This is a genomic window from Plantactinospora siamensis (assembly GCF_042434095.1).
Taxonomy (GTDB): domain Bacteria; phylum Actinomycetota; class Actinomycetes; order Mycobacteriales; family Micromonosporaceae; genus KBS50.
Window position 1 is genome coordinate 59580 of the sequence record NZ_JBHLUE010000011.1, and the last position, 26946, is coordinate 86525.

Genomic DNA, 26946 nt, shown 5'->3' on the forward strand with positions numbered 1-26946 from the left:
CCTGCTCGGTCCGCGCGGCCCCGGCGTCAGGCTGTCGGTTCGATCCGGCGCCGGGACATGCCTTCGCCGCCCAGTCCCCAGCTGAACACCAGCTCGGGATGGATCCGGATGAGTTCCGGGCTGGTGCCGGGGATGGGCGACGGGGTGTCCCGCAGCGCCTCGGCGCGACCCCGGATCTCCACCCCGCGCACCCGCCAGGGCTTGACCGAGGCCAGGTCGTCGACCACGAAGGCCACCTGCGGGTGCCGTTCAATGTTCCGGAACTTGCGGCTGCGCCCCAGGTCGTAGCCGCCAATCAAGATCGTTCCGGTGCTCTCGTCGTACCGGAAGCCCACCGGGTTGTTCTGCGGCGCGCCGTGCGGGTCGACGGTGGCCAGCCGGCCGAGGTGCTGGCCGGCCAGATACTCGAGTTCCTGCGGTGTGAGGCTCATGATGCGACCATCGCACCTCAACCTCGCTTCAGGTCAAGATCTGCGCCGTGGGGAACACTCGCGGCCCGGGCGATGTTGTGACAGCGTCGTACCCAGGCGATCGCCCGCGGCCGCGCGCCCGGTGCGGTACGGGCGGCGCCCGCGGGTAACCCCCGGGCGCGGGTACGCAGGGAGGTGGACCGATGGATCTGTTGGCCGACTACCGGCGGGCGACCATGTACTTCGAATCCGGTGACCCGGTGGGGGCGGCCCGGCTGCTCGAGCCGATCATCGAGGCCGAGCCGGACAACTCCGCCGTGCGGCAGCTGCTGGCCCGGTCGTACTTCCAGTCCGCCCAGCTGGGCCGGGCCGAGGAGCAGCTGCGGGCCCTGGTGGACCGCAACCCCAGCGATCATTACGCGCACCACGTGCTCGGGCGGACGTTGGAGCGGGCCGGCCGGCCCGACGAGGCGCTGCGGCACCTGCGGATCGCCTTCGCGATGTATTCCGACAACGAGGACTACCGGGTCGCGCTGCGCCGGGTCGAGGGCAGGGTGCGCCGGTGAAGCTCAAGCTGGACCTGCACGACATCTTCAACCGCGGTCAGGACATCGACCGGGCGCTGCGCGGGATCATGGACGAGGCGGTGGCCAAGAAGGCCACCCTCGTCGAGATCATCCCGGGCAAGGGGTCCGGGCAGCTCAAGAAGCGGGTGCTGCGCTTCCTCGACCAGAAGGACGTCAAGCAGCTCTACCACCGGGTGGAGAAGGACTCGAAGAACTTCGGCCGCCTCTTCGTGCACTTCCGCTGGAAGTAGGACGCGCGCCTCCTACGGTGGCGTGGCCGGGCGGGCGTCGAGGCGCGCGCCCGGCCACCCTCACTCAGGCCAGGCTGGCGGCGAACCGCCGGCCGTCGAACTCGCCTACGCGAACGTCGACCGGCGTGCCGACGCCGGCCGTCGCGCCGGGTACGAGCCCGGGCACGCCTGCCGGAGTCTCGACGAGCACGCCGAACGGCAGCACCTTGGTCACGGTCACGGCGAGAACGTCGCCTTCGCGCATCGGGGTGGTCATTGATCCTCACCCCCTTTCGAACCGTCGGGGCGAGTCGCGGGTGGCGGCGAAGCGAGCCGCGGTCCTCCTCGGGTCTCGTGCGGCTCGGACAGCACCGGGATCCCCCCGGACGTCACATCGACGATTCTATCCAACCCGCCGTCCCCGCCATACTCGTAGCCGGAGCAGATACCGGGGTCTCCTGACGCGATCCACCTCGCCGCCATCGCTGCATTGACATGCCTGAAACCGGCTGGCAACATCGCCCTGACCGGGTCTGGGAGCGCTTCCAGTGCGGTGCGGCGGGTTGGTCCGCCGGATGGCAGGCCCGCGCCGCCGTCCGGACAGGTGGCCCGCGCCGCCGTACCGAGGGCTGCTCGTTGACCCCGGTGGCCCACCGGTCCTCCGCCGGTGCGCCCTCCCCTGCGAAAGGACGCCCCCGTGTCCCTGCCAAACCGGTGGCGGGTGCCCCTCGCCGCCGTCGCCAGCACCGCCCTCGTCGCGGCCGGCCTCGCCGCTCCCGCGTACGCCGAGGGCCCCGAACAGATCATCAACGGCACCTTCGACAGCGGCTCGGCGCCGTGGTGGGGGACCGCCAACCTCACCCTCGACGCCGGCAGCGGCCAGCTCTGCGCGGACGTCCCCGGCGGCACCGTCAACCCGTGGGACGCGATCATCGGGCAGGACAACATCAAGCTGACCGCCGGTGAGTCGTACAAGTTCTCGTTCTTCGGCTCGGCCAATCCGGGCAAGGTGGTCAAGGCGCTGGTCCAGCTGCCGGTCGACCCGTACACCCAGTATCTGGCCGCCAACCCGAGCCTCAGCGTCTCGGGTGACACCTACTCGTACACCTTCACCTCGCCGGTCGACCTGCCGAACGCGCAGGTCGCCTTCCAGATCGGCGGCAGCGCCGCGCCGTGGCGGTTCTGCGTCGACAACGTCTCGCTGACCGGCGGCGCGCCGCCGGACGTGTACATGCCGGACACCGGGCCGCGGGTCCGGGTCAACCAGGTCGGCTACCTGCCCAAGGGGCCGAAGGTCGGCACGGTGGTCACCGAGGCCACCGATCCGCTGCCGTGGGAGCTGCACAACGCCGCCGGCGCGGTGGTGGCCCGCGGCGCCAGCACCCCGCGCGGGCTCGACGCCAGCTCCGGGCAGAACGTCCAGTCGATCGACTTCGGCGCGTACGCCACGGCCGGGACCGGTTACACGCTGGTCGCCGACGGCGAGACCAGCCGCCCGTTCGACATCGGCAGCGACTTCTACGAGAAGCTGCGGGCCGACTCGCTGAAGTTCTACTACCCGCAGCGCAGCGGCATCGCCATCCGTGACGACCTGCGGCCCGGGTACGCCCGGCCCGCCGGGCACGTCGGGGTGGCGCCCAACAAGGGCGACACGGACGTGCCGTGCCAGCCCGGCGTCTGCGACTACTCGCTGAACGTCGCCGGCGGCTGGTACGACGCCGGCGACCACGGCAAGTACGTGGTCAACGGCGGCATCGCCGTGCACCAGGTGATGAGCGAGTACGAGCGTTCCGTGCTGGCCCGCACCGGCGAGCCGTGGAAGCTCTGGGACAACACGTTGGCGCTGCCCGAGAGCGGCAACCGGGTGCCGGACATCCTCGACGAGGCCCGGTGGGAGCAGGAGTTCCTGCTCAAGATGCAGGTGCCGGCCGGGCAGCCGCTGGCCGGGATGGCACACCACAAGATCCACGACGCCGCCTGGACGGGCCTGCCGCTGCTGCCCGACCAGGACCCGCAGCCGCGCGAGCTGCACGCGCCGTCCACCGCGGCCACCCTCAACCTGGCCGCCACGGCCGCCCAGGCCGCGCGGGTCTTCCTGCCGTACGACCCGGCCTTCGCGGCCCGCAACCTCAAGGCCGCCAAGGCCGCCTGGGCCGCCGCCAAGGCACACCCGGCCGTGTACGCCCTCGCCTCGGACGGCACCGGCGGCGGGGCGTACGAGGACAACAACGTGAGCGACGAGTTCTACTGGGCCGCCGCCGAGCTGTACCTGAGCACCGGTGGCAAGGAGTTCAAGGACTACCTGCTCGCCTCGCCGCTGCACACGGCCGACATCTGGGCGCCGGACGGGTTCAGCTGGCAGAGCGTGGCCGCGCTGGGCCGGCTCGACCTGGCCCGGATCCCCAACGCGCTGCCGGACCGGGCCCGGGTCCGCGCCTCGGTGGCGCAGGGCGCCGACCGGTACCTCGGGATCATCGCCGCCTCGCCGTACGGGGTGCCGTACGCCCCGGCCGGCAACCAGTGGGCGTGGGGCTCGAACAGCTCCATCCTGAACAACATGGAGGTGCTGGCCACCGCGTACGACCTGACCGGCGCGGCGAAGTACCGGACCGGCGTGCTGGAGTCGATGGACTACCTGCTCGGCCGCAACGCGCTGAACCAGTCGTACGTCACCGGGTACGGCGAGGTGAACTCGCACAACGAGCACAGCCGCTGGTACGCCCACGAGCTGAACGCCGACCTGCCCAACCCGCCGGTCGGCACGCTGGCCGGCGGCGCCAACTCGGGCATCCAGGATCCGCTGGCGCAGGCCAAGCTGGCCGGCTGCGCGCCGCAGTTCTGCTACATCGACGACATCGAGTCGTACTCCACCAACGAGGAGGCGATCAACTGGAACTCGGCGTTGGCCTGGGTGGCCGGCTTCGTGGCCGACCAGGACAACGGCGACGCGCACGGCCGCCTGCCGTAACGGTTCCCCGGCGTGCCGGCCCCACTCGCTGGGCCGGCACGCCGGCGGTGGCGCCCGTTAACAGGGGGCCCTTCCTATACAAAAAGCGATAAGAAGGGGCCCTTCCTTACAGGGTGTAGGTGCGGGCCACGGCGAGCAGTTCCGAGGTGTGCGAGCCGACTATGCCGACGGTTGGCGGGCGGGGACGGAAGCCGGGCAGGCCGCTCAGCCCGTCGCTGCCGTCCATGGCGCGCAACCGGACCGGCCCGGAAGTGGAGAGCGTGAGGTCCACCTCGACCCCGCCGGGCGGCGGCGCCTGGAAGATCATGCCCCACGACCACGGGCCGGCCGCGGTGTTCCGCTCGTCGACCGGCACGTCCCGGCCGGCCACCGTGGCCGCCCGTACGGTCGCGGCGCCGTCCACGTGCAGCGAGAGCAGGCGTACCCCGGACCGTTGCGGGGTGAGCCGCAGCCGCAGGGCCCGCCGGTCGCCGTCGCGGGTGTCGGCGAGCACGGTGAGCGTCGGGGCCGGCAGCGCGGCCGCCGGCGCCGGGCCGGTCCGCAGTCGGGCGTCCCCCAGCCCCGGGAAGTCGCCGGCCAGGGACACCGCCGGCCCGGGGACGTACGGCGCCGTCCAGGGCTGCGGGTCGGTCTCCCGGCTCAGCCAGCGGGCCTGTCCGGTGCCGGCGTCCAGCGCGTACATGAGGTGGGTCGGCACCGGGTGCGCGGCGTCGAACCGGTCGACGGCCAGGCCCGCGCCGGCGAACGCCACGGTGGCCAGCGCCGCCGCCAGCGCCGGCGCCACGGCCGCCCGCCGGGCCCGCAGCGCCGCCATCCCGAGCTGACCGCCGGCCGCCGGGAAGACCAGCTCCAGCACCGGCAGCGCGGCCAGCCCGAGCAGCACCGCGAACAAGGCCGCCACGCCACCCTGCGCCATGCCGAGCGCGGGGAACAGCAGGACCACCGCGGGCAGCAGGACCAGCACCGCCACCGCGGCCGCCACGGTGGGCGCCAGCACGGCCCACGGGCCGTCCCGGCGGACGGCGAGGGCCACCAGCCCGCCGACTGCCCCGGCCAGCGCGGGCAGCGCGGCCAGGTAGGAGCCGCCGGGGGTCACGGCGGCCAGCACCACCCCGAGCACGGCGAGCCAGCCGAGGCCGCCGACCGCCAGCGCCGCCGGGCCGAGCCGGCGGCGCAGCAACGCGTACCAGGTCAGCAGCACCGCGGCGGCCAGCGCCAGCACCGCGAGCCGGTACCACCGCGGCTCGTACGGGTCGAGCAGCTCGGCGTAGCCGGGACGGATGGCGGTGATCCCGAGCCAGAGCAGTTGGGCGGCCACCGGCGCGAGCACGATGGGCAGCAGGCCGAGGCCGAACCCGGCCGCGAGCCGGGGCCAGCTGGCCCGCCCGGTCCGGCGGACCAGCACGGCCAGCGCCAGCACGGCGAGCAGGGCGAGCCCGGCGAGCGGCCAGGTGAGCCCGCCGGGGTAGCGGACCAGCAGCCCGGGGACCGGGAAGTAGGTGGCGTCCCCGCCGGCCCGCAGCCGGGTGAGGTCGGTGCGGCCGAACGCCCGGGTGAGCCCCAGCGCGTTGTCCCCGTGCGCCTGCAGGCTGGACCGGTCCATGCTGGCGGGCGTGTCCAGCGGGGTGTGATAGACGGCGGCCCCGTCGATGTACGCCGAGTTGAGGCCGACGAAGCCGTGCTGGTCGAAGGCCGTGAAGTCGGTGTCGTTGGGCAGCAGCCGGTAGACCTCCACCGCGAACGAGGTGCCGACCGGATGCGGCGCGGCGGCGCCGTACACGTCGATCAGCCTGGCGTTGCGGCGCGACGTCTCGAACATGATCGCCGGACCGCGGCTGCCGCGGGCCTCGAGGTTGAGCACGACGCCCCCGCCGGCGGCCAGCGGCGCTTCGCCGGCGAACGCCGAGGCGCCGCACAGGCAGGCCTCCTCGGCGTCGGTGAGCACGAACACGACGTCGTTGCGCGGCCGCGGGCCGGCCGCCAGCGCCCGCGCCACCTCCAGCACCGTCGACACCCCGGCGGCGTCGTCGTTGGCGCCGGGACCGGTCTGTACGGAGTCGTAGTGCGCCACCAGGAAGACCCGGCCGGACGGGTTCGTTCCGGGCAGCCGTGCCACGACATTACGGACATGACCCAGCATGGCGCCGCCCACGCCGGTCGTCTGACCGGCCTCCGGGGCCACCGCGTCCTGCACCGCGGTCTCCAGGCCCAGCGCCCGGAGCGCGCCGGTCAGCCGTTCCCGGACCTGGTCGCCGGCCTCGCTCCCGGCCACATGCGGCCGGGTGGCGACGGCCTGGACCTGCTGGTACGCGCGGCCGGCGCTGAACACGTCGGCCGGGGCGCCCACCGGTCGCGGGGCGGGATTGCGCAGCCCCAGTACGCTCGCGGCGGCCACCGCGAGCAGGGCCAGGACGGCAGCGGCGGCCGCCAGCGCCCGCCGGCGGGGCCGGGCGAGCACCCGGTCGGCCGGCCGATCCAGCGTGAGGGGCACGGGTCCTCCGTTCCAGGGGTTCGGCGGTGCACATCATCCGGCACACGCACGGTGCCGGGTAGGCCGGCCGGGGCCGGCGTCGCCTAGCCTGGAGGCGTGACGGCCGCGATGCGTGCCCGCCCGCCGGTGTGCCCGCCCGGTGGCGGAACGTCGTTCACGGCCAGTAATGTGAGCCGGCCAGTGCCGTCTGATGCTCGATCGGCGCCCGACCGCGAAGGAGCCCGAGATCAGCACTGAGCCATCCCGTCCGACGCCGGGGGTCCGACGATGCGAGGCGGCGAGATGACCGGTTCGTCCGTCGTGGCGTCCGGCTACCCGCACGGTGGGCTGGGCCGCAACCCGGCCCTCCCGCAGGGGGAGCGGCTGCGCGTGCTGCTCGTCGAGGACGATGAGGGCGACGCGTTCCTGGTCGGTGAGCTGCTGGCCGAGACCGGCGCGGCCATCGAGCTGGCGGTTGCCGCCAGCCTCAACCAGGCCCGCCAGCGCATCGGCGGGGTCGACTGCGTGCTGCTGGACCTCGGCCTGCCCGACGCGCAGGGCCTGGACGGGCTGCGCCAGGTGCTCAACATGTCGCACCGGGCCGCGGTCTGCGTGCTCACCGGCCGGTCCGACGAGCACCTCGGGGTGGCCGCGGTGGCCGAGGGCGCCCAGGACTATCTGGTCAAGGGCCAGGTCGACGGGGTCCTGCTGGCCCGGTCGCTGCGCTACGCGGTGGAGCGCAAGCGCGCCGACGAGAACACCCGGCGGCTGCGCGAGGTCGAGCTGCGGCAGGCGGAGTCGGCCCGGCTGGAGCGGGGTCTGCTCCCGCAGCCGCTGATGGACACCGACCAGGTGGCCGTGCACACGTTCTACCGGCCCGGCCGGCACGCCGCGCTGATCGGCGGCGACTTCTACGACGTGGTGCAGACCGCGCCCGACCGGGTGGACCTGATCGTCGGGGACGTCTGCGGGCACGGCGTGGACGAGGCGGCGCTCGGCGTCGAGCTGCGGGTCGCCTGGCGGGCGCTGGTGCTGGCCGGCGTGCCGGACGACGAGGTGTTGCCGGCGCTGGAGCAGGTGCTCATGAGCGAGCGCCGGTTGCAGGAGATCTTCGCGACGGTGGCCACGGCCCGCCTCCACCTGGACGTCAACCGGGCCACCGTGCGGCTGGCCGGCCATCCGCCACCGCTGCTGCTGCGCGGCGGTCAGGTGGCCCCGGTGCCGGCCCCGGGTGGGCTGCTGCTGGGCGTGCGACCCCGGCGACCGGTCGCGTACGAGCTGGAACTCGCGGATCAGGACTGGTCGCTGCTGATGTACACCGACGGCCTGATCGAGGGCCGGGTCGGCGTGGGCGACGACCGGCTCGACGTGACCGGACTGGGCGGGCTGCTCAGCGAGCCGGCCACCGGGCGGGTGCCGCTGCCGGACCTGCCGGCCTGGCTGGTCGGGCGGGCCGAGGAGATCAACGGCGGGCCGCTGGCCGACGACGTGGCCATGCTGCTGGCGAGCCGCGGGAGGGGCAGATGAAGCGGGACACCTGGTCCCTGCGGCGGCGGGTGGTCACCCTCTGCGTGACCGTCGGCCTGCTGCTCACCGGCCTGGCGGTGGCCGAGGCCGTCGTCGCGGCGCAGAACCGCGCCGCGACCGACCGGGTCCTCAACGTGACCGGGCCGCTGCGGGTGCAGGCCGAGGTGCTGCTGAACGGCCTGGTCAACCAGGAGACCGGGGTACGCGGCTACGCGGTCACCGGGGTCCCCAACGAGCTTGGCCCGTACGACTCCGGACGCCAGCAGGAGGCCGACAGCGTCGCCGAGATGCAGCGGCTGCTGGCCGGAAATTCGGCGATCCGGGCCCAGCTCGCGGCCATCGAGCAGCAGGCCGAGCAGTGGCGACGGTCGGTGGCGCAGCCGGTCATCGCCGCCACCGGTAGCCAGGGCCGGGCGGCCGGGCAGGCGCTGCTCACCGATGCCACGCGGCAGCAGTTCGACCGGCTGCGCGCGGCGGTCGGCGAGCTCCAGCGGTCGATCCTGGCCGTCCGGCAGCAGAACGCCGATGACGTCGATCGGACCGGCAACGCCCTCGTGGTGCTGCTGGCCGTGGCGGCCGCCGTGGTGCTGCTGGCCGGCGCGGCCCTGCTGCTCTCGCTGAACCGCCTGGTCATCGGCCCGGTGACAACGCTGGCCAGCCAGGTGCGCCGGGTGGCCGCCGGCAACTACGGCACCGCCATCGACCGGGTCGGACCGCCCGAGCTGGCCCGGCTGGCCGGCGACGTGGACACCATGCGCCAGCGGATCGCCGCCGACCTCGCGGAGGTACGGGCGGCCCGGGTCAACATCGAGGAGGCCAACGACCGGTTGCAGCAGCAGGCCGAGGAACTGGTGCGGTCAAACCGCGACCTCGAGCAGTTCGCGTACGTGGCCTCGCACGACCTCCAGGAGCCGCTGCGCAAGGTGGCCAGCTTCTGCCAGCTCCTGCAACGGCGGTACGCGGGCCAGCTCGACGAGCGGGCCGACCAGTACATCGCGTTCGCGGTCGACGGCGCCCAGCGGATGCAGCGGCTCATCAACGACCTGCTGGCGTTCTCCCGGATCGGCCGGCTCACCACCGGCTTCACCGAGGTCGATCTGAACAAGGTGCTGGGCGATGTGGCCGTGCAGACCGAGGCGGCCCGCCAGTACGCCGACGCCGAGCTGACCTGGTCGGAGCTGCCCGTGGTGCGCGGCGAGGAGGCGCTGCTCACCAACCTCGTCGCCAATCTGGTGAGCAACTCGGTGAAGTTCCGCCGGCCGGACGTGACGCCCCGGGTACACGTGTCGGCCCGCCGGGTCGGCGACGAGTGGGAGATCACCTGCCAGGACAACGGCATCGGGATCGAGGCCGAGTTCGCCGACAAGATCTTCGTGATCTTCCAGCGGCTGCACTCGAAGGACGCATATCCGGGCACCGGCATCGGTCTGGCCATCGTGAAGAAGATCGTGGAATACCATGGCGGCCGGGTGTGGGTGGATCCGGACGTGCCCGAGGGTACGGCGATCCGGTTCACCCTGCCGGTGATCCCGGGCGCCGAGGCGGCCGGCGCCGAGGCGGCCGGCGCCGAGGCGGCCGGCACCGAGGCGGCCGGCACCGAGGCGCCGGCGGCCGACCAGGACGCGACCGAGCCGGCGTCCGCGGACCCGGAGGCGGCGCCGGCGGCCGGGCCCGACCCGGTCAAGCCGGCGTCCGGGGACCCGGAGGCGGGGCCGGACGGCGCCGAGCCCGCGGACGGTACGGCAGCGGACGGTACGGCTGCGGACGGTACGGCTGCGGTGCGGCAATCGCCCGCGCAGCACAGCGGTGACGCGAAGGAGACGGTGGCATGACCGCACCCGCCGACGGCAGGAGCCCGATCGAGGTGCTGCTCGTCGAGGACGACCCCGGCGACGTGTTGATGACGCAGGAGGCGTTCGAGGAGCACAAGCTGCGGAACCGGCTCACCGTGGTCTCCGACGGCGACGAGGCGCTGGCGTACCTGCGGCGGGAGGGTCAGTTCACGGACGTCTCGACGCCCGACCTCATCCTGCTCGACCTCAACCTGCCGCGCCGGGACGGCCGGGAGGTGCTCGAGGAGATCAAGAATGACGAGACGCTCCGGCAGATCCCCGTGGTGGTCCTCACCACCTCGCAGGCGGACGAGGACATCCTGCGCAGCTACCGGCTGCACGCCAACGCGTACGTGACCAAGCCGGTCGACTTCGACCGCTTCATCACCGTGGTTCGCCAGATCGACGAGTTCTTCGTCAGCGTGGTGAAGCTTCCTCCGCGTGGCTGAGATCCCGCTCGACGAGGTGAGCACCCTGCTGCGAGAGGTGGCGGGGAGCGCGGTGCTGCCGCTCTTCCGCAAGCTGGATGCCGCCGACATCGAGGAGAAGGCGCCCGGTGACCTGGTCACCGTGGCCGACCGGAAGGCCGAGGGGCTGATCGCGGCACGGCTGCGCGAGCTCATTCCCGGCTCGGTGGTGGTCGGCGAGGAGGCGGTGGCCGAGCGGCCGGAACTGCTCGACCACCTGTCCGGGGACGGCGACGTCTGGCTGGTGGACCCGATCGACGGCACGGCCAACTTCGCCGCGGGCCGCCGGCCGTTCGCCATCATGGTGGCGCTGCTGCGGGCCGGCGAGTTGACCGCCAGCTGGGTGTTCGACCCGCTGGCCGACGACCTGGCGGTGGCGCGGGCCGGCACGCCGACCCGGTTCAACGGGGTGCCCGTGCGGCCCGGCGCCCACCGGCCACCCTCGGACGAGGCCCGCGGGGTGGCGCTGGCCCGGTTCCTGCCGACCGACCTGCGTGCCGAGGTGGCCGCCGGCGGCCACCGGCTCGGTGAGCTGCTTCCCGGCCAGCACTGCGCCGGCCGGGAATACCTGGACGTGCTGAACGGCACGCAGCAGTTCGTGCTCTTCTGGCGAACCCTGCCCTGGGACCACACCCCGGGCGTGCTGCTGGTGCGCTGCGCCGGGGGAGTGGCCCGGCGGTTCGACGGCACCGAGTACCACCCGGCCGACGACCGGCAGGGTCTGCTGGTGGCGGCCGACGAGCAGAGCTGGCACGAGGTGCACGCGGCGTTGCTGCCGGACGAGTGATCTGCTCGGGGATTCCGCCTGGTCGTGGGGGGTTTCCGCCGACCCTGCCCACTCTGGGCGGTCAGGTTTGGGGGTGGGGTTTCCGCCGACCCCGCCCACTCTGGGCGGTCAGGCTTGATCCCGACGTGGGCGGGGTCGGCGGAAACCCTCGGTGGTGGGGCTTCGGGCGCACCCTGCGGTTCGTGGTGGGGTGGTTGCGGACGGTTTGCGGGCGCTTCTTGCCGGTGAGGGTCGGGTAGGCTGCGCGGCGGCTCCGGGTGGGCGGGCGGACTGGTCCGCGTTGCCGGGGGCGCCGCCTGGCGGGTTGGTCCGCCGGCCGGGGAGGCGGCCGAGGGGAAGGATCCGCGTGCGGATGCGAGCGACGCCGGTCGTACGACATCTCCTGCTGGCCCTGGTCCTGGCGCTGCTGGCCGGTCCGGTGGCCGTGGCGGCACCCACGCCGGCCCTGGCCGCGCCGGGCGCCGACGACGAGGGCGGCACCAAGAAGCTGCGCGACGCGCTCGACGCGGCCGCCCGGGGCTACCTCGACGCCCAGCACCGGCTGGACGCCTCGACGAAGCGGCAGGCGCAGCTCGCGGCCGAGCTGCGCGAGGTGGAGACCCGGCTCGGCACGCTCACGGCCGAGGCCGGGGTGGTGGCCGCGCGGTCGTACCGGATGGGCCGGCTGGGGCCGGTGATGGCGCTGCTCAACAGCGGTTCCGCGGAGGACCTGCTGGATCGGGCGGCGGAGCTGGAGCTGATGGCGCAGCGCGACGACCGGTCGCTGGGGGCGCTGGCCGAGGCCCGGATCGAGGCCGCCAGGGCCAAGCAGGCCATCGACGACGAGGTGAGCGAGCAGCGCCGCCAGGTCGCGGTGATGGCCAAGAAGAAGCAGGACGCCGAGCGGGCGCTGGCCACCGTCGGCGGGCGTAGCTCGGGCGGGTTCGTCAGCACGAGTTCGGCGCTGGCCAAGCCGGCGCCGCGCAACTCCGACGGCTCCTGGCCGAGCGAGTCCTGCTCGGTGGACGACCCCACCACCTCGGGCTGCATCACGCCGCGCACGCTGCACGCCTACCAGCAGGCGCGGGCGGCCGGCTTCACCCGGTATACGAGCTGCCACCGCAACGGCGGCGAGGGCGAGCACCCCAAGGGGCGGGCCTGCGACTTCTCGGCCGCCGCCGGCGGGTTCGAGGATCGCAGCGCCACCGGCGGGGACAGGGCGTACGGCGACCGGCTGGCCGCGTACTTTATCAAGAACGCCGGCCGGCTGGGCGTGCTGTACGTGATCTGGTACCGGCAGATCTGGCTGCCCGGCACGGGCTGGAAGTCGTACAGCGGCGGTGGCAGCCCGGCGGCCGATCACACGAACCACGTTCATCTGTCGATGTATTAGGCACCCCGGCGGCGCAGGCTGCGTACCATCGCGACGGTGACCTCCACATCGCCGTCCCGCACCACCACCGGCGTCGCGGACGCCCCGGACGGACCGGCCGCGCTGCCCGCCGGGCTCGCGGCCACGCTGGTCTTCCTGGCCAGCGGCGCCGTGCTGGTGCTGGAGACCGTGTCGCTGCGGCTGGTCGGCCCGTACCTCGGGGTGACGCTCCAGGTGACCAGCTCGGTCATCGGGGTGGCGCTGGCCGCCATCGCGTACGGCGCCTGGACCGGCGGCTGGCTGGCCGACAAGCGGGACCCGCGGGCGCTGCTGGCGCCGGCCTTCGTGCTCGCCGGGATCGCCACCGCGATCACGCTGCCGGTGGTGCGCTACGCCGGCGAGTGGCTGCGCGGCGACGCGGTGGCCGGCATCCTGCTGCTCACCTCGCTCGCGGTTTTCGTCCCGGCCGCGCTGCTCTCGGCGGTCACCCCGCTGGTGGTCAAGCTCCAGCTCGGCGACCTGCGCCGGACCGGCCAGGTGGTGGGCCGGCTGTCCAGCCTGGGCACGCTGGGCGGCATCACCGCCACCCTGGTCACCGGCTTCGTGCTGGTGGCGGCGCTGTCGACCACGGCCATCGTGGTCAGCCTCGCGGTGGCGCTCGGGCTGACCGGCCTGCTGCTGGCCGGCTACCTGCGGCGGCGGTACGGCGCCGGCCCGCCCGGCCGGCCGCGCGCCCGGGCCGCGCTCGCGGTGCTCGGGCTGGTCGGCGCAGCCCTGGCCGCCGTGGCGCCCACCCCGTGCGACGTGGAGACCGCGTACCACTGCGCGCGGGTGGCGGCCGACGACCCGGCCCGGCCCGCCGGCCGGACGCTGTGGCTCAACTCGGCGCAGCACTCGTACGTGGACCTCGCCGACCCGCGTTACCTGAAGTTCGCCTACACGCAGTGGTTCGCGGCGGCCATCGAGACGGCGACCCCGGCCGGCCGCCCGCTGGACGCGGTGCACCTGGGCGGTGGCGGGTTCACCATGCCGCGCTGGCTGGCGGCCACCCGGCCGGGTTCGACCAGCGCCGTCTACGAGCTGGACGGCGGGCTCGTCGAGCTGGACCGGCGGAAGCTGGGGATGCGTACCGGACCGGGCCTGACGGTGACCGTGGGCGACGCCCGGCTGTCGCTGCACGGCCGGCGCGCCGCGAGCGCCGACCTGGTGGTCGGCGATGCGTTCGGGCACCTCGTGGTGCCCTGGCACCTGGCCACCCGGGAGATGGCCGCCGAGGTTCGCCGGGTGCTCCGCCCGGGCGGCCTGTACGTGCAGAACGTCATCGACTATCCGCCGGCCCGGTTCATCCGGGCCGAGCTGGCCACGGTGGCCGCCGAGTTCACGTACGTGGCGCTCGCGGCCCCGCCGGACGCGGTGGACGGGCAGGAGGGCGCCAACTTCGTCATCGTGGCCTCCCCGTCGCCGCTGCCGCTGGCCGCGCTGGAGCAGCGGCTGGCCGCCACCTCGACCGAGCCGGTGGGGCTGTTCGCCGGCGCCGAGCTGACCGACTTCGTCGGCGGGGCGGCCGTGCTGACCGACGACCACGCGCCGGTGGACCAGCTGCTGGCCCGCGGGTGAAGCTTGCCGCGGGGTGAAGACTGCGCAACGAAGTGCCGGATCTGGCCCGTCGATGTGTAAGTTCCTTGCCAAGGGGCAACAAGAGTCGACATGAGTGCGGGAGACGCGCCGGTGACCAGGCTTCTCGGAGAGCGGTACCGGCTGGTGGAACGACTCGGCGCCGGCGGCATGTCGATGGTCTGGCGCGGCTACGACGAGGTGCTGGGCCGGCAGGTGGCGGTGAAGGTGCTGGCCCCGAAGCTGGCGGCCGACCGGGCCTTCCGGCACCGGATCCGGCTGGAGGCCAAGGCCGCGGCCCGGCTGTGCCATCCGCACATCACCAACGTGTACGACTACGGGGAGTCGACCACGGCCGGCGCCACGGTGCCGTACGTGGTGATGGAACTCCTCGACGGCGAGTCCCTGGCGAGCCGGCTGGCCCGCGGCGGGTCGCTGCCGTGGCGCGCGGCGCTGACCGTCTGCGCCGAGGTGGCCACCGCGCTGGCCGCGGCGCACGCCCGCGGGGTCGTGCACCGGGACATCACCCCGGGCAACGTGATGCTGACCCCGACCGGCGCCAAGGTGGTGGACTTCGGCATCTCGGCCCTGGTCGGTGAGCAGGACGTCGGCCCGGACGGGGCCGTGCTCGGCACCCCCGCCTACCTGGCGCCGGAGCGGCTGGACGGCGGCCAGGTCACCGCGGCCACCGACGTGTACTCGCTCGGCCTGCTGGTCTACCGGTCGCTGACCGGCCGGCTGCCCTGGGCGGCCAGTTCCAAGACGGACCTCATCCGGGCGCACCTCTACCGCGAGCCGGGACCGATGCCCGACGTGCCCGGCCTGCCCGAGGGGATCGCCGAGCTGTGCGAGCGGTGCCTGGCCAAGGCCCCCGGGGAGCGGCCGAGCATCGTCGAGGTGGCCCGGGAGCTGTCCGCGGCGCTCGGCATCGCCGCGGTGCTGCCGGTCTCGCCGGCGCCCACCGCGCTGCCCGGCGTCTACGAGTACACCCCGGACGAGCTGGCGAACGCCGGCACCACGATCCTGCCGTCGTCGGCCGCCACCGACGTGTTCCGGCTGCCGTCCGGCGCGGCCGCGCGCCGGCGGGGCCAGGTCCGCCGGGCGGGCCAGCGGTCCCGGCGGCGGCCGCTGGAGGCGGCTGCCGTGGGCGTCGGGCTGGTGGCGGTCACCGGGGTGGTCTGGGCGCTCACCTCGGGCAGCCCGGCGCACGGTCCCGAGGCCGCGGCCGCGGCCGAACCGCAGGCGGCCCCGCCGTGCGAGGTGATCTACCGGCTGCGCAGCGACACCGGCTCGGGGTTCGACGCCGACGTGCGGGTGACCAATACCCGTGGCGAGGTCGTGCCGGACTGGCAGCTCAGCTTCGCCTTCCCGGGAGACCAGACGGTGACCGAGGGCCGCTCGGCCATGGTCGAGCAGCAGGGCAGCTCGGTGCTGCTGCGCTCGCAGCCCGGCGCCGCGCCCCTCGGCGCGGGGGCCTCGGCGGCGGTCGAGGTCAGCGGGAAGTACCGGGCCGGTAACCCGCTGCCCACGCAGTTCCAGCTCAACGACGCGAGCTGCGCGGTGCAGGTCTCCGGCGTGGCCGGCCAGCCGATCTCCGTACCGGCCGGCGGGCAGGCCGCCGGCGGTGGCGCCCCGGGAGGCGCCGACCGGGCCACCGGCGGCACCGGATCGGCCCGCGGCCCGGCCGCCAGCGCCGGGAGGCCGAAGCCGGCCAAGGCGGCGAAGAAGGCCGCGCCCCACAAGTCGGCGCCGCAGGGCAAGGCGAAGGGAAAGGACACCGGAAAAAAAGCGTGAAGCCGGCCAAGGCCGCCAAGCTGGCGCCGGCAAAAAAAGCGTGAAGCCGGCCAAGACCGCCAAGCCGGCGCCGGCAAAAAAGGCGTGAAGCCGGCGGCGAAGACGCAGCCGCCCGGGCCGAAGCCGGCGTCGCCCAACGGAGGGTGACGGCCGGTCAGTCCGCGACCGAGAACCGTTGCACGGCGTCGATGGTTCCCTCGACGATCAAGGCCCCGTCCGGCGGGATGACGGTGTCCGGGTGGGCCGGCACGAACCGGCTGTCGTCTCCGTGTACGCCGATGACGACCACGCCGTGGCAGTCCTCCCCGGTCAGGTCGCCGATCCGGCGGCCGGCCAGGCTGGGCGGCGTGCGGGTCTTGGCGATCGCGAAGTCGTCGCCGAACTCGACGAAGTCGAGCAGCCGGCTGACGATCAGGTGGGCGACGCGTTCCCCCATGGCCGCCTCGGGGAAGAGCACGTGCTGGGCGCCCACCGAGCGCAGGATCCGGGCATGCGCGTCCGTGCTCGCCCGGGCCCAGATCTGCGGTACGCCGATCTCGGCCAGGTTGAGCACGGCCAGCACGCTGGCCTCCAGGTCCGAGCCGATGGCCACGATGGCCCGGTCGAACTCGCCCAGCCCGAGCTGCCGCAGCGCCGCCTGATCCGTGGCGTCGGCCTGGACCACGTGGGTGAGCACCTGCGACCAGTGCTGCACGGTGGCCGACCCGCCGTCGATGGCCAGCACCTCGTGACCCAGCCGGACCAGCGACCGGGCCACCGTGCCGCCGAACCGGCCCAGCCCCACCACGGCGATGTCCCGGACGCCCTGCCGGCGCCGGCGGTCGCGCCGGTCAGCCCACAAGAGGACGCTCCTCGGCGTACCGGTAGAGCCGCGGTCGGGCCCGGAGGGCGAGCGCGGAGGCCGCGGCGACGGTGCCGACCCGGCCCAGGTACATCAGGACGATCAGCAGCATCCGGCCGTCCGCGGGCAGCACCGCGGTGACCCCGTCGGTGATCCCGGCCGTGGACAGCGCCGAGACCGTCTCGAACAGCTCGCGATACAGCGGCAGCCCGTTGGTCAGTCCGCTCAGCAGCAGGGTGGAGGCGGTCGCGAGGGCCACCCCGAGCAGCGCGATGGTCAGGGCGAGGCGCTGGGTCGACGGGGCGATCCGGCGGCGGCCGATCACCACGTCCGGCTCGCCGCGCAGCTCGGCCAGCATCACGAAGGCGAGCAGGAAGAACGTGGTGACCTTGATCCCACCGGCGGTGCTGGCGCTGCCGCCGCCCACGAACATCAACCCGGTGATGACGGCGAGGGTGGTCTCCCGCATCGACCCGTAGTCCACGCTGTTCAGGCCGCCGGACCGCGGAATGGCGCCTTGGACGAAGCTGGCCAGTAGCTTCGTCCGCACGTCCAGCGGCCCGAGCGTGGCCGGGTTGCGCCACTCGAACGCGAGCACCATCGCGAACCCGACGGCCAGCAGGATCAGCGAGCCCAGCACGGTGAGCCGGGTGTGCGTGGACCACCGGCTCGGCTCGCGCCAGCGGGCCAGCAGCTCGAAGATCACCGGGAACCCGGTGGCGCCGACGATGACGGCGAGGGTCAGCGGCAGGCAGATCCACCCGTCGCCCACGTACGGCTTGACGCTGTCCGGGAACAGGCTGAAGCCGCTGTTGTTGAACGCCTGCACGGCGTGGAAGACCCCGTACCAGCCGGCCTTCCAGGGCGGGTAGTCGTACGTGCCCCAGAGCCGGGCCGCGACCACGACGGCGGCCGCGGCCTCGCAGACCAGCGACACCAGCGCGATCCGGACCAGCACCCGGCGGGCGTTGCCGATCCCCAGCCGGGCGCCCTCGGCCTGCAGCGCCAGCCGGTTGCGTAGGCCCAGGCGCCGGGAGACCAAAAGGGTGAGCAGGGTGGCCATGGTCATGATGCCGAACCCGCCGGCCTGGGTGAGCACCATGATCAGAATGTGACCCAGCGGAGACCAGTAGTCCCGGGTGGGCACCACCGCGAACCCCGAGGTGCAGATCGCCGAGGTCGAGGTGAACAGCGCGGTCAGGAACGACGCGGAGCCGGGGCCGCGGTGCGCGGCGGGCAGCATCAGCAGGGCCGCGCCCGCCAGGATCGCCCCGAGGAAGGCCAGCGGTACGGCCCGGACGGGGTTCTGCGCGAGCCGGCGGAGAAGCTCCGCGCGAACCGCCACGGTAGTCAGTCGTACCACGGGCGGACCGAAGGAAGGGCCCCTTCTTATCGCTTTTTGTATAGGAAGGGGCCCTTCCTAACGCCCGGGGTCCTGGAGGCGGGCGCCGAGCAGCGAGCGGACGCCGGCGAGATAGGTGTGCCGGTCCGGCTCGCCGGTCAGCAGCCGCTGGGTGAAGTAGCCCGGCACCAGGCCGAACAGGGCCGCGCCCACCTGCTCGGGGTCGGTGTCCGGCGGCAGCTCACCGCTGTCCCGGGCCCGGCGGGCGAGCTCCGCGTACCGCCGCCGGAAGGTCGCGTACTTGTCGGCCACGAACTCGGCGAGCGCCGGGTCCCGCTGTGCCTCCGCCCAGACCTGGATGGCGATCCGCAGCACGCCGTCGTCGCTGGCCTCTCGGTCCACGTACTCGAGCGTGCGGCCCAGCGCCTCGATGAGGGTGGGGGTGGGGCGCTGTGCCGCCAGTTCGTCGAAGATCACCTGGGCGCCGCCGATGGTCGCCTCGGCGATGGACGCGATCAGCTCGTTCTTGCTCCGGAAGTAGCGGTAGACGGCCCCCATCGACAGCCCGGCCTCGGCGATGACGTCCTGCATCGAGGTGTTGTGGAACCCGTCGCGCAGGAAGCAGGTCCGGGCGGCGTCCAGGATCTGCTGGCGACGGGCGGCGAGGTGTTGCTCGGAGACACGCGGCACGGCTCACATTCTAAAACGAGCGCTCGTTCTTGACGGCGGTTCGCGGCGGTGTGATGCTGCCAAAGAGAACGAGCGCTCGTTTTAAGGAGTCAGAATGTCCGACGCCGAGATCCGTACCCCCAGCGGAGCGGTCCGCACGCCGCCGGCGGCGACCCGGGGCGCCGGCCCGCCGGTCGAACCCGATGGCGCCGGCCGCTCGGCCACGCCCGCCGACCGGGTCGCTCGCCGGGACCGCGGCCGTGCCGGATCGCCGCTGCGCGCCGCCCTGCTGGTGGCCGCCCTCGTGGTGGTCGTGCAGGCGCTGCTCGTACCGCTGTTCGCGGCCCCGGCCGCCCACCTGGCGCCGCGCGACCTCCCGGTCGTGGTGGCCGGGCCAGGCCCGGTCGCCGACCAGTTCCGGACCCGGCTCACGGCCGCGCAGCCCGGCGCGTTCGCCATCGACACCGTGCCGGATGCCGTCGAGGCCGACCGTGCGCTGCGGGAGCGCCGGGCGTACGCGGCCTTCGTGCTCGGCCCGGACGGCCCCAGCCTGCACACCGCCTCCGGGGCGAGCCCGACCGTGGCCAGCCTGCTCGGCCAGGCGGCCGGCCGGCTCGGCGCCGGCGGCCCGGTTCCGGTGGTCGACGTGGTGCCGGCGGGCCCGGACGACCCGCGGGGCACCGGGTTCGCGGCGGGCTTCCTGCCGCTGGCCCTCACCGGCATGCTCGCCGGAGCCGCCCTGGTGCTCGCGGTGCGCCGCCGGGTGGCGCGGCTGCTCGGCCTCATCGGGTACGGGGTGCTGGCCGGGCTCGGCGGCGCGGCCGTGCTGCAGACCTGGCTCGGCGTGCTCGGCGGCGACTATCCGCGCAACGCGGCCGCCCTCGGCCTGTTCGGCCTGGCTGCGGCCGGCACGGTCGCCGGGCTGGGCGCGCTGCTCGGGCGGGTCGGCGTGGGGCTCGGCGCGTTGCTGGTCTTCCTGGTCGGCAACCCGCTGTCCGCGGTGGCCGCGGCCCCGGAGCTGCTGCCCCGGCCCTGGGGCGAGGTCGGCCAGTGGCTGCCGGTGGGCGCGGGCGGCACGCTGCTGCGCTCGGTCGCCTTCTTCGACGGTGCCGGCGGGACCCGCTCGGCCCTGATCTTGACCGGGTACGCGCTGGTTGGGCTGCTGCTGGTGCTCGCCGGCCGGCGCGAACTCGACAAAACCCGTTAACCGGGGGCCCTTGCTATACAAAAAGCGATAACAAGGGGCCCTTCCTTGCATCTGGGGGGCGGTGGGGCAGGATGTCGGCGTGGAAGCTCTCCGACTGATCCTGCTCTACCTGCATCTGATCGGCTTCGCGCTGCTGCTCGGCGGCGGCATCGCCCAGTACGTCACCGGGCGGCTGCGGATCAACCCGGCCATGCTCTGGGGCGCCGGCATCCAGGTGGTCACCGGGCTCGCCCTCTCGGCGCCGCTGCGCGACGGGCACGAGCCGGCCCCGGCCAAGTTGATCACCAAGGCCCTGATCGGGGTGGCCATTTTCGTCATGGTCTTTTTCTCCCGCAAGCGGGATTCGGTGAACCGGGGGCACTTCCTGGCCATCATCGGGCTGACCCTGGTGAACGCCGCCGTGGCGGTCTTCTGGCGTTGAGCCGACCGCGGCCTGCGTGACCTGGGGAAACCCGGGGTGAATCGCACTAAACGGGCGTTAAATCGCGAGCAGTCGCAATGTCTCGACTGCGAGGAGTGAGATCCCTCACGCAAGGGTTACGTGAGGGTAACGGGCAGCCAACGGTCCTGCACGATTGTCGGCCAGTGGAGATGCGCGCGCGTACTCTCCCGTCCGTAACGTGAGACGCCGGCCGCCCGACTGGGCGGCCGGTACTGGTCTGCCACCGCGCGGCGGTGTGCATGGGGAAGGAGACCGTCTTGCGCACTGCGCGTGGGATGCGGATCGTCGCGGGCTTCGCCGTGGGCGGATTGGCGCTGGGCGCCGCCGCCTGTGGCAAGGCGCCGGAGAGCAACAGCTCCGGTGGCAACGCGGCCAAGAAGTACACCGCCTGCATGGTCACCGACACCGGAGGCATCGACGACAAGTCGTTCAACACCTCCGCGTGGGCGGGCCTGGAGGCGGCCAAGGCGGCCAACAGCAACATCGACATCAAGAACGTGCCGTCCAAGGCCGAGGCCGACTACGAGCCGAACCTGACGGCGTTCGTTAACCAGAAGTGCGACTTCATCCTGGCGGTGGGTGGCCTGATGGGCAACGCCACCTCCAAGGTCGCCAAGGCGCACCCGGACCAGCAGTTCGGCATCGTGGACGCCAAGCTGCCGGAGACGAACGTCTACCCGATGCAGTTCAACACGGCGCAGGCGGCCTTCCTGGCCGGCTACGTGGCCGCGGGCATGACCAAGTCCGGCAAGGTGGGCACCTACGGCGGCGCCAAGATCCCGCCGGTGACGATCTTCATGGACGGCTTCGCCGACGGCGTGGCGTACTACAACAAGGCCAAGAGCAAGAACGTCCAGGTGCTCGGCTGGAACAAGGCCACCCAGAACGGCTCGTTCACCAACGACTTCGTCAAGCAGGACGAGGGCAAGAAGATCAGCGACACCCTGGTGGCCCAGGGCGCCGACATCGTCATGCCGGTCGCCGGCGGCGCGGGCCTGGGCACGACCGCCGCGGCGCAGGCCTCGGGCGGCAAGTTCAACGCCATCTGGGTGGACGTCGACGGCTGCCAGAGCACGCAGAACTGCCCGGCGCTGATCACCACCGTGGCCAAGAACATCGGGGACGCGGTGAAGGAGGCGGTCACCAAGGCCGCCAACGGGGAGAAGCTGCAGCACGACCCCGGCTTCGTCGGCACGCTGGAGAACAACGGCGTGGCGCTGGCCCCGTACCACGACTTCGACAGCAAGGTCCCGGCCGACCTCAAGAGCGAGGTCGAGAAGGTCAAGGCCGACATCATCGCCGGCACGATCAAGGTCGAGTCGCCGAGCCAGCCGAAGTGACCCACCCGCTGGCCGTCCCGGCGCCTCGGCGCTCGGGGCGGCCAGCGGTCCGTCTGGAAGCCCCGGACCGGCTCCGGATTTCCCGATCGGGCAGCTAGGCTGCACCGTCGCCCGTCATCAGGAGGTTGCGCTGAAACTCGAACTGCGCGGCATCACCAAGCGGTTCGGTGAGCTGGTCGCCAACGACCACATCGACCTCACGGTGGAGCCAGGAGAGATCCACGCGCTGCTCGGCGAGAACGGCGCGGGCAAGTCGACGCTGATGAACGTCCTGTACGGGCTGCTGCAGCCGGACGAGGGCGAGATCCTGGTCAACGACGAGCCGCTGCGGATCAAGGGGCCGGCCGACGCCATCGGGGCCGGGATCGGGATGGTGCACCAGCACTTCATGCTGGTGCCGGTGTTCACCGTGGCCGAGAACGTCATGCTCGGCGCCGAGCAGGTGCGCGGCGGCGCGGCCGGCGTGCTGGACCGGCGGCGGGCCCGCCGGCAGGTGGCCGAGGTGTCGGACCGGTACAACCTGCGGGTGGACCCGGACGCCGTGGTGGAGGACCTGCCGGTCGGCGTGCAGCAGCGGGTCGAGATCGTCAAGGCCCTCACCCGGGACGTCGACCTGCTGATCCTCGACGAGCCGACCGCGGTGCTGACCCCGCAGGAGACCGAGGAGCTGCTGGCCGTGATGCGGTCGCTCAAGGCGGCCGGCAAGTCGATCGTCTTCATCACGCACAAGCTCAAGGAAGTCAAGGCCATCGCCGACCGGATCACGATCATCCGGCGCGGGCGCACGGTGGGCACGGCCGCCCCCAGCGACAGCGAGGACGAGTTGGCAGCGCTCATGGTCGGCCGCCAGGTGAGCCTGCGGGTCGACAAGGAGCCGGCGCGGCCGGCCGAGCCCGTGCTCCGGGTCGAGGGCTTGGTCGTGGACGACGACCGGGCGCACCGCGCCGTGGACGGCGTCGACCTCACGGTGCACGGCGGTGAGGTGCTGGGCATCGCCGGCGTACAGGGGAACGGCCAGACCGAGCTGGTCGAGGCGATCATGGGGCTGCGGCCGGTGCTCGCCGGCTCGGTGAGCCTGGCCGACGCCCGGATCGACGGCTGGTCCACCAAGCGGGTGCTCCGGGCCGGCGTCGGCTACGTCCCCGAGGACCGCAGCGTCGACGGCCTGGTCAAGGAGTTCAGCGTCGCCGAGAACCTGGTGCTCGACATGTACGACCGGCCGCCGTTCGGCTCGGGGCTCTCGCTCCGGCCGGCGGCCATCGCCGAGTCGGCCCGGGAGCGGATCGAGCAGTTCGACGTGCGTACGCCGTCCGGCGACGCGCCGGTGGGCACGCTCTCCGGCGGCAACCAGCAGAAGGTGATCGTGGCCCGGGAGCTGTCCCGGCCGCTGAAGCTCTTCGTGGCGGCCCAGCCGACCCGCGGCGTCGACGTGGGCTCCATCGAGTTCATCCACCGCCGGATCATCCACGAGCGCGACGTGGGCACGGCCGTGCTGGTCGTCTCCAGCGAGCTGGACGAGGTGATCGGCCTCGCCGACCGGATCGCGGTGATGTACCGCGGCCGGATCCTGGCGGTCGTCGGCCCGGACACCCCGCGCGAGGAGATCGGCCTGCTGATGGCCGGCGTGACGCCGGAATCGGCCCCGCGTGCCACGGCCCAACCGGAGGCGACGGCCCAACCGGAGGCGACGGCCGGGCCTGAGGCGACCGCCGGGCCTGAGGCGACGGCCGGGCCTGAGGCGACGGCCGGGCCTGAGGCGACCGCCGGACCGGCGGGCACCGCGGAGTCGGCGGCTAACGAGGAAGAATCATGAGCGATATTTCGTCGGGCGCGGGGCTCCCGGACAAGGACGCCGGGTCCCGGGACAAGGAGCCGGCGACCGAGGCCGAGACCGCGAAGGTGACGGCCCGGAACGTTCCGGACGGCGACGCTACGCCAGCGACCGCGCCGGCCGGCGGCGGCGCCCACCGCAAGCTTCCGGCCGGGGACGACCCCGGTCGCGCCCCCTCGTTCGCGCAGACCTTCCTGCACCAGCTCTGGGCCGCCAACACCGTCACGGTGACGGTGCTGGCGCTGGTCCTGGCCGCGGTGATCGGCGCGATCCTGATCATCGTGTCCGACCCGGACGTGCTGGCCACGTACGGCTACTTCACCTCCCGGCCCTCGGACGCGCTCACCTCGAGCTGGACGGCGGTCAGCGAGGCGTACGCGAACCTGTTCAAGGGCGCGATCATCGATCCGGGCGCGGTCGGTGACTGGCTCAGCGGCGGCAACACCGGCTGGCAGCAGGTGGTCTACCCGATCTCGGAGACGCTCACCTACGCCACGCCGCTGATCCTCACCGGCCTGGCCGTGGCGCTGGTGTTCCGCGGCGGGCTGTTCAACATCGGCGCGCAGGGACAGGCCACGCTGGGCGTCATCCTGGCCGCGCTGGCCGGGTTCGTCCTGCCGCTCCCGCCGGTGATCCACGTGATCGTGGCGCTGCTGGCCGGCATCATCGGCGGCGCCATCTGGGGCTTCGTGCCGGGCTTCCTCAAGGCCCGCACCGGCGCGCACGAGGTGATCACGACGATCATGCTCAACTACGTGGCGCTGAACTTCCTGGCCTGGATCATCAACCAGCGCGGCGTACACGATCCGTCCCGGTCCGACGCGATCAGCCGGCCGGTTGATTCGTCCGCGCAGCTACCCCGGCTGCTCGGCGAGCTGCCCCGGGTGCACGCCGGCATCCTGCTCGCGGTGGCCGCCACGGCCGGGGTGGCCTGGCTGCTCAACCGGTCCACATTCGGCTTCGAGCTGCGGGCCGTGGGCGCCAACCCGGACGCCGCGCGCACCGCCGGGATCAGCGTCACGAAGACGTACGTCCTGATGATGGTGATCTCGGGCGCGCTGGCCGGCCTGGGCGGCGCGAACATGGTGGTGGGCACCACGGCCAACGCGTGACCGCGCAGGTGGTTGCCCAGATCGGCTTCGACGGGATCCTCGTGGCGCTGCTCGGTCGGGTGAAGCCGTGGGGCGTGCTGGCGGCCGGGCTGCTGTTCGGCGCGCTGCAGGCCGGCGGCAACCGGATGCAGTCGTACTCGGGCATCTCGCTGGAGCTGGTGACCGTGCTGCAGGCCCTGATCGTCATCTTCATCGCCGCGCCGGCCCTGGTGAAGGCGACCTTCCGGCTCCGGGCGGCCCGCGCCGCCCGGCTGCAGACGAGCCTCGCGAAGGGCTGGTGAGCGGCATGTCCACGATGGCTGTCGAGGACGTGGCGGTGGCGCCGGTCGCGCAGGGCTTCTGGACCCGCGGCCGCAAGGTCGGCACCGGCCTCGTGGTGGCCGGCGCGGTGGCCGCGGCGGTGTTCGGCCCGCTGGCCACCACCGAGCGGGCCCGGTTCACCCTCAGCGAGAGCGCCGGCGGCGCGGCGTTGTCCATCCCCGGCACGACCGGCGCGATCCTGTTCGGCGTCCTCGCGGCGCTGGCCGGGGCGGCCATGCTGGCCACCGGCGGCCGGCGCTGGTTCACCACGCTGCTCGGGGTGGGGATCGTCGGGTTCGTGCTGTCGTTCCTCTGCTGGCAGGTGTCCGACGCGCCGGCCGGGCAGAACTTCATGCCGCTGGTCAACATCCTGCGCGGCACGTTCCTGCTGGCCCTGCCGCTGATCTTCGGCGCGCTCGCGGGCGTGCTCTGCGAGCGGTCCGGCGTGGTGAACGTGGGCATCGAGGGGCAGCTGCTGATGGGCGCCTTCTCCGGCGCGCTCTTCGGCAGCATCACCCAGAGCGTCTGGATCGGGCTGGTGGCCGCCGCGATCGGTGGCGCGCTCATCTCGCTGCTGCTGGCCTGGCTGGCGATCCGCTACCTGGTCGACCAGGTGGTCATCGGTATCGTGATCAACCTGCTCGCGGTCGGCCTCACCGGCTTCCTGTACGAGCGGCTGATGCAGACCGACGCGAAGCGGTACAACAGCGCGCCGCACTTCCCGGACTGGCCGATCCCGCTGCTCAAGGACATCCCGGTGATCGGGCCGGCGCTGTTCCGCGGCAACATCTTCCTCTACCTCGGCCTGGTCCTGGTGCTGGTGATCCACCTGGCGCTCACCCGGACCCGGTGGGGGCTGCGGACCCGCGCCGTGGGCGAGCACCCGACCGCCGCCGACACCCTAGGGGTGCGGGTGCTGCGGCTGCGGTACCGGAACGTGTTCCTGGCCGGCCTGGTGGCCGGCGTGGGCGGCGCCTCCTACACGCTGGCGCTGTACAGCTTCAGCAAGAACATGGTGGGTGGCAAGGGCTTCATCGCGCTGGCCGCGATGATCTTCGGCCGCTGGACGCCGACCGGGGCCCTGCTGGCGGCCCTGTTCTTCGGCTTCGCCGATCAGCTTGGCACCTACCTGAGCGCGATCAACAGCATCATCCCGAGCGAGTTCCTGGCCATGCTGCCGTACCTGGCCACCATCCTCGCGGTGGCCGGCCTGGTCGGCCGGGTCCGAGCGCCGGCTGCCGACGGCAAGCCGTACGTCAAGGGCTGAGCCGGCCGACGCGTCAAGACACGACTGATTTGGTAGAAGGTGCGCGATTCGGTGGCCGCCGGCGCGACGGTTGTCCGCGAGGAGTGGTAGGGCGACGTACTGGGACTCGTCGGCATGCAGGACCCCGAAGGCAACGGGTTTTGCGTCGCCTGATTCCGCGTCCATGGCCGCGTTTCGACGTCCGGTTCCGGCGCGATGGGTTCGCTATGCCGCGTACGTCTCAGTCCGGCCGATCGACCAGCGAGAGGCGGAAGTCGCGGAAGTGCCGGTGTCGGGAGATCGGACGTTGGGCAGGGCAGGTGCCAGCGGGGCGAGCGGTGCGCCGTCATTGGCCGCGATGGGCGGCGGGGCTTCGGCCGTGGTCGGCGAATTCCTGGAATTCATGGCGCGATGCTCCGCATGTCGGAGCGCATCACAGAACCAAATCGGGCCAGGAGGTGCACGCCCGATCAACCTGGGCGTGGACCGCGCGCAATCCGCCTTTCCGATGCGCCTTCTCGGACAGCGGTGTTTCCGGATTTGGCGCGGTTGATTCCGGCAGCGCCGATGCGCCGTGGGAGAGTGCGGCGTACCCGCCGG

Annotated in this window: 21 protein-coding genes and 1 pseudogene; 16 read left to right on the forward strand and 6 right to left on the reverse strand. The window is 73.1% G+C overall.

The annotated features are described in order from the left end of the window. Positions 1-26: 26 nt before the first annotated feature. Positions 27-431, reverse strand: coding sequence for a PPOX class F420-dependent oxidoreductase (locus ACFFHU_RS13405; protein ID WP_377338681.1), 405 nt, complete (start codon positions 429-431; stop codon positions 27-29). Positions 432-613: 182 nt separating this feature from the next. Here ACFFHU_RS13405 and ACFFHU_RS13410 point away from each other — a divergent pair, with 182 nt between their 5' ends. Next, positions 614-976, forward strand: coding sequence for a tetratricopeptide repeat protein (locus tag ACFFHU_RS13410; protein ID WP_377338683.1), 363 nt, complete (start codon positions 614-616; stop codon positions 974-976). Beyond that, entirely contained in the window at positions 973-1227 is a 255-nt protein-coding gene (locus tag ACFFHU_RS13415; RefSeq protein ID WP_007073137.1) for a Smr/MutS family protein, read from the forward strand. The genes ACFFHU_RS13410 and ACFFHU_RS13415 overlap by 4 nt, the downstream gene beginning before the upstream one ends. Positions 1228-1291: 64 nt before the next feature. On the opposite strand, the gene ACFFHU_RS13420 is transcribed toward ACFFHU_RS13415, so the two are convergent. Further along, entirely contained in the window at positions 1292-1483 is a 192-nt protein-coding gene (locus ACFFHU_RS13420) for a hypothetical protein (RefSeq protein ID WP_377338685.1), read from the reverse strand. A gap of 420 nt (positions 1484-1903) precedes the next feature. Here ACFFHU_RS13420 and ACFFHU_RS13425 point away from each other — a divergent pair, with 420 nt between their 5' ends. Then, positions 1904-4174 carry a glycoside hydrolase family 9 protein gene (locus tag ACFFHU_RS13425; protein WP_377338687.1) on the forward strand — a complete coding sequence of 757 codons (2271 nt, stop codon included), beginning with the start codon at positions 1904-1906 and terminating at the stop codon, positions 4172-4174. A gap of 106 nt (positions 4175-4280) precedes the next feature. Here the strand turns inward: ACFFHU_RS13425 and ACFFHU_RS13430 are convergent, their stop codons facing one another. Beyond that, positions 4281-6665: a M28 family peptidase gene (locus tag ACFFHU_RS13430; protein WP_377338689.1), complete on the reverse strand. Its 2385-nt coding sequence runs from the start codon at positions 6663-6665 to the stop codon at positions 4281-4283. A gap of 282 nt (positions 6666-6947) precedes the next feature. On the opposite strand from ACFFHU_RS13430, the gene ACFFHU_RS13435 reads away from it, so the two are divergent. The 7 genes from ACFFHU_RS13435 to ACFFHU_RS13465 all read left to right on the forward strand — a co-directional run bounded on the left by ACFFHU_RS13435 (position 6948) and on the right by ACFFHU_RS13465 (position 16016). Continuing rightward, positions 6948-8171: a PP2C family protein-serine/threonine phosphatase gene (locus ACFFHU_RS13435; RefSeq protein WP_377338692.1), complete on the forward strand. Its 1224-nt coding sequence runs from the start codon at positions 6948-6950 to the stop codon at positions 8169-8171. Then, positions 8168-10003 (forward strand): sensor histidine kinase, encoded by a 1836-nt coding sequence (locus ACFFHU_RS13440; protein ID WP_377338694.1) that lies wholly within the window; start codon positions 8168-8170, stop codon positions 10001-10003. The genes ACFFHU_RS13435 and ACFFHU_RS13440 overlap by 4 nt, the downstream gene beginning before the upstream one ends. Further along, positions 10000-10452, forward strand: a complete 453-nt coding sequence (locus tag ACFFHU_RS13445; RefSeq protein WP_377338696.1) for a response regulator — start codon at positions 10000-10002, stop codon at positions 10450-10452. The genes ACFFHU_RS13440 and ACFFHU_RS13445 overlap by 4 nt, the downstream gene beginning before the upstream one ends. Then, complete coding sequence (locus ACFFHU_RS13450) at positions 10445-11257, forward strand: inositol monophosphatase family protein (RefSeq protein ID WP_377338698.1); 813 nt, start codon at positions 10445-10447, stop codon at positions 11255-11257. The genes ACFFHU_RS13445 and ACFFHU_RS13450 overlap by 8 nt, the downstream gene beginning before the upstream one ends. 352 nt (positions 11258-11609) lie before the next feature. After that, the gene (locus tag ACFFHU_RS13455) at positions 11610-12629 is read left to right on the forward strand and encodes a coiled-coil domain-containing protein (protein WP_377338700.1); all 1020 of its coding nucleotides are present in this window, start codon (positions 11610-11612) and stop codon (positions 12627-12629) included. A 102-nt stretch (positions 12630-12731) separates the two neighbouring features. Next, a complete protein-coding gene (locus ACFFHU_RS13460; protein ID WP_377339746.1) occupies positions 12732-14225 on the forward strand; it encodes a fused MFS/spermidine synthase in 1494 nt (497 codons plus the stop codon). Between the two features lie 111 nt (positions 14226-14336). After that, positions 14337-16016, forward strand: coding sequence for a protein kinase domain-containing protein (locus ACFFHU_RS13465; protein ID WP_377338702.1), 1680 nt, complete (start codon positions 14337-14339; stop codon positions 16014-16016). Between the two features lie 154 nt (positions 16017-16170). On the opposite strand, the gene ACFFHU_RS13470 is transcribed toward ACFFHU_RS13465, so the two are convergent. From ACFFHU_RS13470 to ACFFHU_RS13480, 3 genes are all read right to left on the reverse strand, one after another. Then, the gene (locus tag ACFFHU_RS13470; protein WP_377339748.1) at positions 16171-16800 is read right to left on the reverse strand and encodes a potassium channel family protein; all 630 of its coding nucleotides are present in this window, start codon (positions 16798-16800) and stop codon (positions 16171-16173) included. A 46-nt stretch (positions 16801-16846) separates the two neighbouring features. Beyond that, a complete protein-coding gene (locus ACFFHU_RS13475) occupies positions 16847-18202 on the reverse strand; it encodes a TrkH family potassium uptake protein (RefSeq protein ID WP_377338703.1) in 1356 nt (451 codons plus the stop codon). A gap of 75 nt (positions 18203-18277) precedes the next feature. Further along, positions 18278-18889 (reverse strand): TetR/AcrR family transcriptional regulator, encoded by a 612-nt coding sequence (locus ACFFHU_RS13480; protein ID WP_377338704.1) that lies wholly within the window; start codon positions 18887-18889, stop codon positions 18278-18280. Between the two features lie 94 nt (positions 18890-18983). Between ACFFHU_RS13480 and ACFFHU_RS13485 the strand changes: the two genes are divergently transcribed. From ACFFHU_RS13485 to ACFFHU_RS13510, 6 genes and pseudogenes are all read left to right on the forward strand, one after another. Further along, the gene (locus tag ACFFHU_RS13485) at positions 18984-20075 is read left to right on the forward strand and encodes a hypothetical protein (RefSeq protein WP_377338707.1); all 1092 of its coding nucleotides are present in this window, start codon (positions 18984-18986) and stop codon (positions 20073-20075) included. Between the two features lie 79 nt (positions 20076-20154). Beyond that, positions 20155-20496: a hypothetical protein gene (locus ACFFHU_RS13490; RefSeq protein WP_377338709.1), complete on the forward strand. Its 342-nt coding sequence runs from the start codon at positions 20155-20157 to the stop codon at positions 20494-20496. A gap of 296 nt (positions 20497-20792) precedes the next feature. Further along, entirely contained in the window at positions 20793-21857 is a 1065-nt protein-coding gene (locus ACFFHU_RS13495) for a BMP family lipoprotein (RefSeq protein ID WP_377339751.1), read from the forward strand. A 190-nt stretch (positions 21858-22047) separates the two neighbouring features. Continuing rightward, positions 22048-23670 (forward strand): ATP-binding cassette domain-containing protein, encoded by a 1623-nt coding sequence (locus tag ACFFHU_RS13500; protein ID WP_377339753.1) that lies wholly within the window; start codon positions 22048-22050, stop codon positions 23668-23670. Beyond that, positions 23667-25081 (forward strand): annotated as a pseudogene (locus ACFFHU_RS13505) (ABC transporter permease). The gene ACFFHU_RS13500 and the pseudogene ACFFHU_RS13505 overlap by 4 nt, the downstream one beginning before the upstream one ends. A gap of 5 nt (positions 25082-25086) precedes the next feature. Continuing rightward, on the forward strand, positions 25087-26367 hold the full coding sequence (locus ACFFHU_RS13510; protein WP_377338711.1) for an ABC transporter permease: 1281 nt from the start codon (positions 25087-25089) through the stop codon (positions 26365-26367). Positions 26368-26946 lie beyond the last annotated feature (579 nt).